This window comes from Paenibacillus sp. Y859 (genome assembly GCF_056786405.1).
In genome coordinates, this window is sequence record NZ_JBXCIZ010000021.1 from 38,602 (window position 1) to 45,693 (window position 7,092).

At 44.3% G+C, this 7,092-nt stretch carries 5 protein-coding genes and 1 pseudogene; all 6 read left to right on the top strand.

Annotated elements, in window-relative coordinates:
• The first annotated feature begins 39 nt into the window (after positions 1–39).
• A complete protein-coding gene (gene hcp / locus AC1TO8_RS23030; RefSeq protein WP_482057927.1) occupies positions 40–1,332 on the top strand; it encodes a hydroxylamine reductase in 1,293 nt (430 codons plus the stop codon).
• A gap of 470 nt (positions 1,333–1,802) precedes the next feature.
• A complete protein-coding gene (locus AC1TO8_RS23035; RefSeq protein ID WP_482057928.1) occupies positions 1,803–3,041 on the top strand; it encodes an RICIN domain-containing protein in 1,239 nt (412 codons plus the stop codon).
• Positions 3,042–3,223: 182 nt separating this feature from the next.
• Positions 3,224–4,243 (top strand): alpha/beta fold hydrolase, encoded by a 1,020-nt coding sequence (locus tag AC1TO8_RS23040; protein ID WP_482057929.1) that lies wholly within the window; start codon positions 3,224–3,226, stop codon positions 4,241–4,243.
• Between the two features lie 110 nt (positions 4,244–4,353).
• A pseudogene (locus tag AC1TO8_RS23045) lies at positions 4,354–4,815 on the top strand (GH36-type glycosyl hydrolase domain-containing protein); the annotation flags it as partial.
• Positions 4,816–5,087: 272 nt separating this feature from the next.
• Complete coding sequence (locus tag AC1TO8_RS23050) at positions 5,088–5,258, top strand: glycosyltransferase (RefSeq protein ID WP_482057920.1); 171 nt, start codon at positions 5,088–5,090, stop codon at positions 5,256–5,258.
• 413 nt (positions 5,259–5,671) lie between these two features.
• Positions 5,672–7,092 (top strand): calcium-binding protein (locus tag AC1TO8_RS23055; protein WP_482057921.1); only part of this gene is annotated, 1,421 nt, incomplete at its 3' end.

The following is a 7,092-nucleotide window of genomic DNA, read 5'->3' on the forward strand; positions in this document are numbered from 1 at the left end:
CAAAAATACCAGTTATATGGATATATGGAGGATATGGATATGTTTTGTTACCAGTGTGAACAGACACCGAATGGTGGGTGTACGATAGTTGGCGTGTGTGGCAAGAATGAAACGATAGCGAGCTTGCAGGATACGATGATTTTTGCGTTAAAAGGGATTGCAGCCTACGCTACACATGCTAGGCAGTTAGGATATAGCGATCCAGAAGTGGATCGGATCACCCACGAAGCCTTGTACATGACCTTGACCAATTCCAACTTCAATACGGAGGAGCATCTGGAGATGGCCATGAAGGTCGGGAATGCAGCGGTGCGGATCATGGATGTGCTAGATCGCGCGCATACAGATCGCTTTGGTATTCCGCAGCCGATTACAGTCAGCCAGAATAAAATTGAAGGTCAATGTATTGTGGTGACAGGACATAATTTGTATGCATTGGAGGAGTTGCTACGGCAGACAGAGGGAATGGGTATCAACATCTATACTCACTCGGAAATGCTACCTGCTCATGGGTATCCTGCGTTGAAGAAGTACGGTCATTTGAAAGGCAACATCGGCAAAGCATGGTATGATCAGCGCAGACTATTCGAGCGGTTTCCCGGTGCGATTCTTGCAACGACGAATTGTGTCATGCCGATTAAAGGAACGTATGCGGATCGCTTTTTCTCTTATGAAGTAGCGGGGCTAGAAGGTGTTGCGAAGATTATGGATGACGATTTCTCTCCACTAATTGAGCGTGCTCTATCGTTAGCTGCGGCAGATGTTGAGTCAGAGAGTGTTCTCACGACTGGATACCACCATGAGACCGTGATTGGACTCGCTCCCGAGATCATTCAAGCAGTCAAAGCCGGGCATATCCGTCGCTTTTTCGTCATCGCAGGGTGTGATGCACCAGGTCCAGGAGGTAATTATTACCGTGAGTTAGCGACATCCTTGCCGAACGATACTGTCATTTTAACCACTTCTTGTGGGAAATTCCGCTTTAATGATGTAGATTATGGCACGGTGGGAGATACGGGCATTCCGCGTTATATTGACCTTGGACAATGCAACAATTCCGGTTCTACTGTAAAAATTGCTCTGGCTTTGGCTGATGCTTTTGAATGTACCGTGAACGAACTACCCATCAGCATCGTGTTGTCTTGGTTTGAGCAAAAAGCAGTTGCTATCCTGCTAGGCTTGTTCAGCCTCGGTATTAAGGACATCCGCATTGGACCGAAGCCACCTGAGTTCATTTCGCCCGGCGTGCTGGATGTTCTGGTAGAGACTTTTGGTTTGAAGTTGATTACTTCAGCCGCAGAGGATATGAACGCGATGTTGGCGCTGTCCTAAGGGGCTATAGTATTTGAACGTGACTGAAGTAATACAACTTTTGAAGAAAGTAACATACCACTCGAAATATTCTCGTGCTTATTACCATTAAAGACACTAACTCCTCGTTAGTGTCTTTTTAGTAAGGCAGTCATTCACTCGAAAGGTATGAGTATCAAAATGATACTTTTAATGGATAATAGCCAAATTTAGGTATGAAAAGAAGGTGAACAAGTATATAATCAGGTAAAGACAGAAATGGTAGCGCTATCATTTATAGCTATTAAGGGAAATAATCAATGGGAAACCTTCTCTGCATACCTTAAGGCTTCGTAACATATTAATCCGGTTTCAAGTGCGCGACCGCGCGGCGTGCATTGAAATAATCATGAAATAAGAGAGGTGATGTCTAAAAGGCTCATCATGAGCAAAGTGTTGTCTCATGCGCTCCTAAGTTATTAAAAAATTCATTTGAGAAGGAGAGGGAAATGATGTTGAAAAGAGGGAAATTGCTAAGTCTATTGTTGGTATTCATACTCTTGATAACTTTTCTACCTACTACGGAATCAAATGCAGCTACAAGTTGGAATTTGGCATGGAGCGATGAATTCGATGGAACTTCACTGAATACTGCAAATTGGAAGGCTGAAGTTGGTACCGGGAGCAGCGGCTGGGGAAACAATGAGCTACAGTATTATACGAACCGAACACAGAATTTGCAGGTTACTGGTGGAAATCTCGTAATCAAGGCACAAAAGGAATCTTATGGGGGTATGAATTATACTTCTGCACGGATAAAGACACAGGGATTGAAAAGCTTTACCCATGGAAAAATCGAAGCAAGAATCAAGCTACCCTCAGGACAGGGACTCTGGCCGGCGTTTTGGATGCTGGGAACGAATATTGATTCAGTGGGCTGGCCCAAAAGTGGGGAAATAGACATTATGGAACGTGTAAACAATAACGCCAATGTCAATGGCACTGTGCACTGGGATGCCAATGGGCACGCCGAATATGGACAAGTATCCGGAAATCTTGATTTTTCCCAGTACCATGTGTACAGCATTGAGTGGGATTCGAGTTATATTAAGTGGTTTGTGGACGGAACCCAGTTTAATGCTTTCTATATCGAGAATGGAACTGGAAATACGGAGGAATTCCAAAAGTCATTCTTCATTCTGCTAAATCTAGCCGTGGGTGGAAATTGGCCCGGAAGTCCCAATAGTTCAACCTCATTTCCAGCGCAAATGATGGTTGACTATGTACGTGTGTATCAGGCAGGTTCTTCGTCAAATGTTATCAGCGATGGTACTTACATTTTAGGCTCCAAGACCAGTGGTAAGGTGCTGGATGTAGTGGATGTTTCCACAGCGAACGGGGCGAAAATTCAGCAATGGACCAACTTTAGTACCAACAATCAGAAGTTCAAGGTGGAAAGTACAGGAGATGGCTACTACAAGCTTACGGCTGTACACAGTGGAAAAGTGTTGGATGTGCCAAGTTCCTCAACCTCAAGTGGTGTACAACTTCAGCAGTGGGAAAACAATGGTTCCAATGCCCAAAGGTGGAGTATAATTGATGTAGGAGGAGGCTATTACAAGCTTATTTCCAAAGTAAGTGGATTAGCAATGGATATATCCGGATCTTCTTCGGCAGATGGCGCAGCGGTCCAACAGTGGACAGACAACGGAACGGACGCGCAGAAATGGTTATTTACCAAAGTTAACTAATACCGTTTCATCAGACTTAAATATATTTGTCTGAATACCGTATCCCCGTTTCTGGAAATTAACTCTTGCGGCGGGGGTACAATATTTTGAATATGTATTATACTGTAAGAGTACATATCTTAGATACAAATTAAAAAGATGGATACTATCCAACTTTAAGGAGCCGTTACATGCGCAGGAAGATGTCAAAAATATTAAAACGTAGCTTGTTTATCATCATTATAATAGCTGTACTAGGTTTGGTATTTCCTACATGGACACCACAAATTAAAGGCAAGAACAGCATCAGTGTACTAGATCAGGTCCAAATCAACGGTGAAGGACATGAGATCATGATTAGAGGAGTCGATCGGAGCAATCCGATCATGATCTTTGTACATGGAGGTCCAGGCGTCTCCGAGATTCCGTATGTGAGAAAATATCAGGAAGAGCTTGAGCAGCATTTTACTATCGTTCATTATGACCAACGTGGAAGTGGGAAGTCATATCATTTTTTTGAGGACTATTCGAATCTGACAACCGATTTACTTGTTGATGATTTACTGGCATTAACAGATTATGTTACAAAGAAATTAGATCAAGATAAAGCTCTGCTGATTGGACATTCGTTCGGAACTTATATTGGGATGAAGGCTGCTGCTAAAGCGCCTGATAAATTCAAAGCATACATAGGAATAGGACAAATGGCGGATACGATTCAGAGTGAACTGGATAGCTTGGAATACACTATTGAACAGGCACAGCAAGCGGGAAACTTGGATGAAGTGGAAAGTTTAGAGCTTCTTCGAGACCCTATCGAACAAGGGGAGGAGTACACACCCAGAAATCTTGTTCAGAAATATGGTGGTTCAGCAAGACTCATCAACGATAACAAAGATTATTACTTGGGGTTACTGCTGAATCCTGAGAATAATGGGCTCGATGTGATTCGCTCAATCAAGGGGATATCCAATTCACAAAAATTCTTGATGAAGGAAGTATTAACTAACCATATCACCGATATTGTTGAGCGCTTGGATATACCCACTTATTTTGTTATGGGACAATATGATTACATGACATCTATGGAAGCGGCAAAAGATTACTTCGATATACTGGATGCACCAGTAAAGGAATTCGTACGATTTGAAGAATCAGCTCATTATCCGCAGTTTGAGGAGAAGGAGCGCTTTGTTGAATGGATAATGAGGTTGGGTTTTTAGATTATTAGTCATTGTTCAATGGGCGGAAGAGGAAAGGGGATGCGTTAAGCCAACAGAGTGTGAACGGTGCCATGCCGGATGGTATTATTCTACATGAGGATGCTGAATTGAAACAGCGTAAGCTGATTCAAGCTGCTAAGGAGCAATTAGAAACACCTTATGGAGTTGAGAAGCTAGCACCATCTTATACAGCAATGCGAGAGGATGTAGGTAAAGTAACGCAGAAACATCAAGGAACCGCAGAGAATGGGGCGGTATATAATCACGCTGCAGCATTTTATATCTATGGGTTGTACGCCGTAGGAGAGAAGGATAATGCCTATCGTTTACTTCGGAAAATGATTCCAGGACCAAATTCAGAGGCCATTATTAGATGAGGTCAATTGCTTGTATTCATACCTAATTATTATAGAGGTGCATATAGACAAATTCCGCATACTGCTGGACGTTCCAGCCATTTATTTAATACAGGAACCGTTCCATGGGTTTATCGCTGTTTGATTGATGGTCTATTTGGACTACAGGGTAATAAAGAAGGTATTCATATCCAGCCTCAGTTTCCTTCTGAATGGCAATTCACACAGAGAGACTTCTCATGAGTTCATTGAACTTGTGAGAGGTCTCTTTTTGTTGCTTGGTAACAACCCCGTGCTCTATGAGCAAATGTCATAAGTAACAGAAAACTGCCCTAGACATATATTTAGTATTACATGAGTCTCTAATTTCTAACTCATTTTGTGTTGCTTATTCTCAATGTCGAACTATGAATAAATGGGAGGATATACAATCGTGGATAATAATTCGGAGGAACTTAAGAAGTTGACACTCTGTATGATCGTACGAAATGAAGAGGAAAGACTTGCGCAATGCTTCAGTCTATTCTTACGAGTGGAATGATGACTTCGCGGCTGCACGTAATTATGGTCTAGAGAAGAGCACAGGAGATTGGGTGCTCTGGCTTGATGCTGATGAAGAAGTGGAGGGAGAAAGTGTTGAATTATTACGAAATGTGTAAAAAAAAATAAGTATTGGTTGGGTAGTGTACAAATCATCAACTATTATGGTCCTCTTCCAGCTAGCTATAATCAGTCGCACTTGCTAGCACAGTATCGGCTCTTCCGTAATAATTCTAATCTCCGCTTTCGTAATGCCGTTCATGAGCTATTAGATATATCCAAATTAGGTTTAACTAAACAATCCGCGAAATTGGAAAAAAGGAATGGATTCTTACGGATAAATTAGATCTTATATTACGAGCAATTCAAGAGTGAATAACTAAAGTAGTATAGTGCATCCAGTGATAGTGGACAAGATTAAAATATAAATCTAGTATCCAAGAAGATATCTTCCCCATTATGGAAAAAACACAAACAACAGAATGATAGTTTACATATGATAGAGCATCCCACAAGTAAAGGAGTTATAAATATGTCACAAGCTAATATTCCGAATATTACGCCCAGCATTTCAGTAACACGTGACGATGCAATAACGTTGCTATTATCATCAATAGCGATGGAAGAATTAGGACTGAGTCACATTATTAATGCAGAGGGGGAGAAGCTTCAATATGTTCTGGGGACATTACCTGGTATTACTGGCCCTGGAGCAACGATAGCAGATCTTTTAAATGTAAATGAAAGTGTACGTGACACACTAAGAGAAACGATTAAAAAGGAATGGATCTTAACGAATAAGTTAGAAGCCGTTCTGTCTGCTCCTACATTGTTGGGACCAACAGGACCTACAGGATCTACAGGTCCATTTGGAGGACCAACAGGACCAACAGGACCTACGGGTCTAACAGGCCCAACAGGTCCAACTGGAGAATTTGATCCACAAGAGCCTTTGTTCATTATTGAAGGTCCGCTGGGTGATGTAGCAACGATGTTAGTGGGTGAAACATTATCCTTTGTATCTACGACGTTAGATATTGAGGTTACTCAAGGTTCTACAATCGTCGCTATTAATTTACCAATAGTTCCAACAGGAGCAACCGGAGCAACTGGTGAAACAGGTGAGACTGGGGCAACAGGTGAAAGAGGAGCAACCGGAGTAGATGGAGCAACAGGTGTAACCGGAGCAGACGGGGCAACAGGTGCAGACGGAGCAACAGGTGCAACCGGAGCAGACGGAGCCACAGGTGCAACCGGAGTAGACGGAGCAACAGGTGAAACCGGAGCAGACGGAGCCACAGGTGCAACCGGAGCAGATGGAGCAACAGGTGCAACCGGAGCAGACGGAGCCACAGGAGCAACGGGAGCAGATGGAGCAACAGGTGCAACCGGAGCAGACGGAGCCACAGGTGCAACCGGAGTAGACGGAGCAACAGGAGCAACCGGAGTAGATGGAGCAACAGGTGCAACCGGAGCAGACGGAGCAACAGGTGTAACCGGGGCAGACGGGGCAACAGGTGCAGACGGAGCAGACGGAGCAACAGGTGCAACCGGAGCAGATGGAGCAACAGGTGCAACCGGAGCAGACGGAGCAACAGGTGCAACCGGAGCAGACGGAGCCACAGGAGCAACGGGAGCAGATGGAGCAACAGGTGCAACCGGAGCAGACGGAGCAACAGGTGTAACCGGGGCAGACGGGGCAACAGGTGCAGACGGAGCAACAGGTGCAACCGGAGCAGATGGAGCAACAGGTGCAACCGGAGCAGATGGAGCAACAGGTGCAACCGGAGTAGACGGAGTAACAGGTGCAACCGGAGCAGACGGAGCCACAGGAGCAACCGGAGCAGATGGAGCAACAGGTGCAACCGGAGCAGACGGAGCAACAGGTGCAACCGGAGCAGACGGAGCCACAGGAGCAACGGGAGCAGATGGAGCAACAGGTGCAACCGGAGC

Bases quoted from the DNA above. Each gene is read 5' to 3' on its own strand.
- hcp (WP_482057927.1), top strand. From the start codon at position 40: ATGTTTTGTTACCAGTGTGAACAGACACCGAATGGTGGGTGTACGATA.
- AC1TO8_RS23035 (WP_482057928.1), top strand. From the start codon at position 1,803: ATGTTGAAAAGAGGGAAATTGCTAAGTCTATTGTTGGTATTCATACTC.
- AC1TO8_RS23040 (WP_482057929.1), top strand. From the start codon at position 3,224: ATGTCAAAAATATTAAAACGTAGCTTGTTTATCATCATTATAATAGCT.
- AC1TO8_RS23050 (WP_482057920.1), top strand. From the start codon at position 5,088: ATGAAGAGGAAAGACTTGCGCAATGCTTCAGTCTATTCTTACGAGTGG.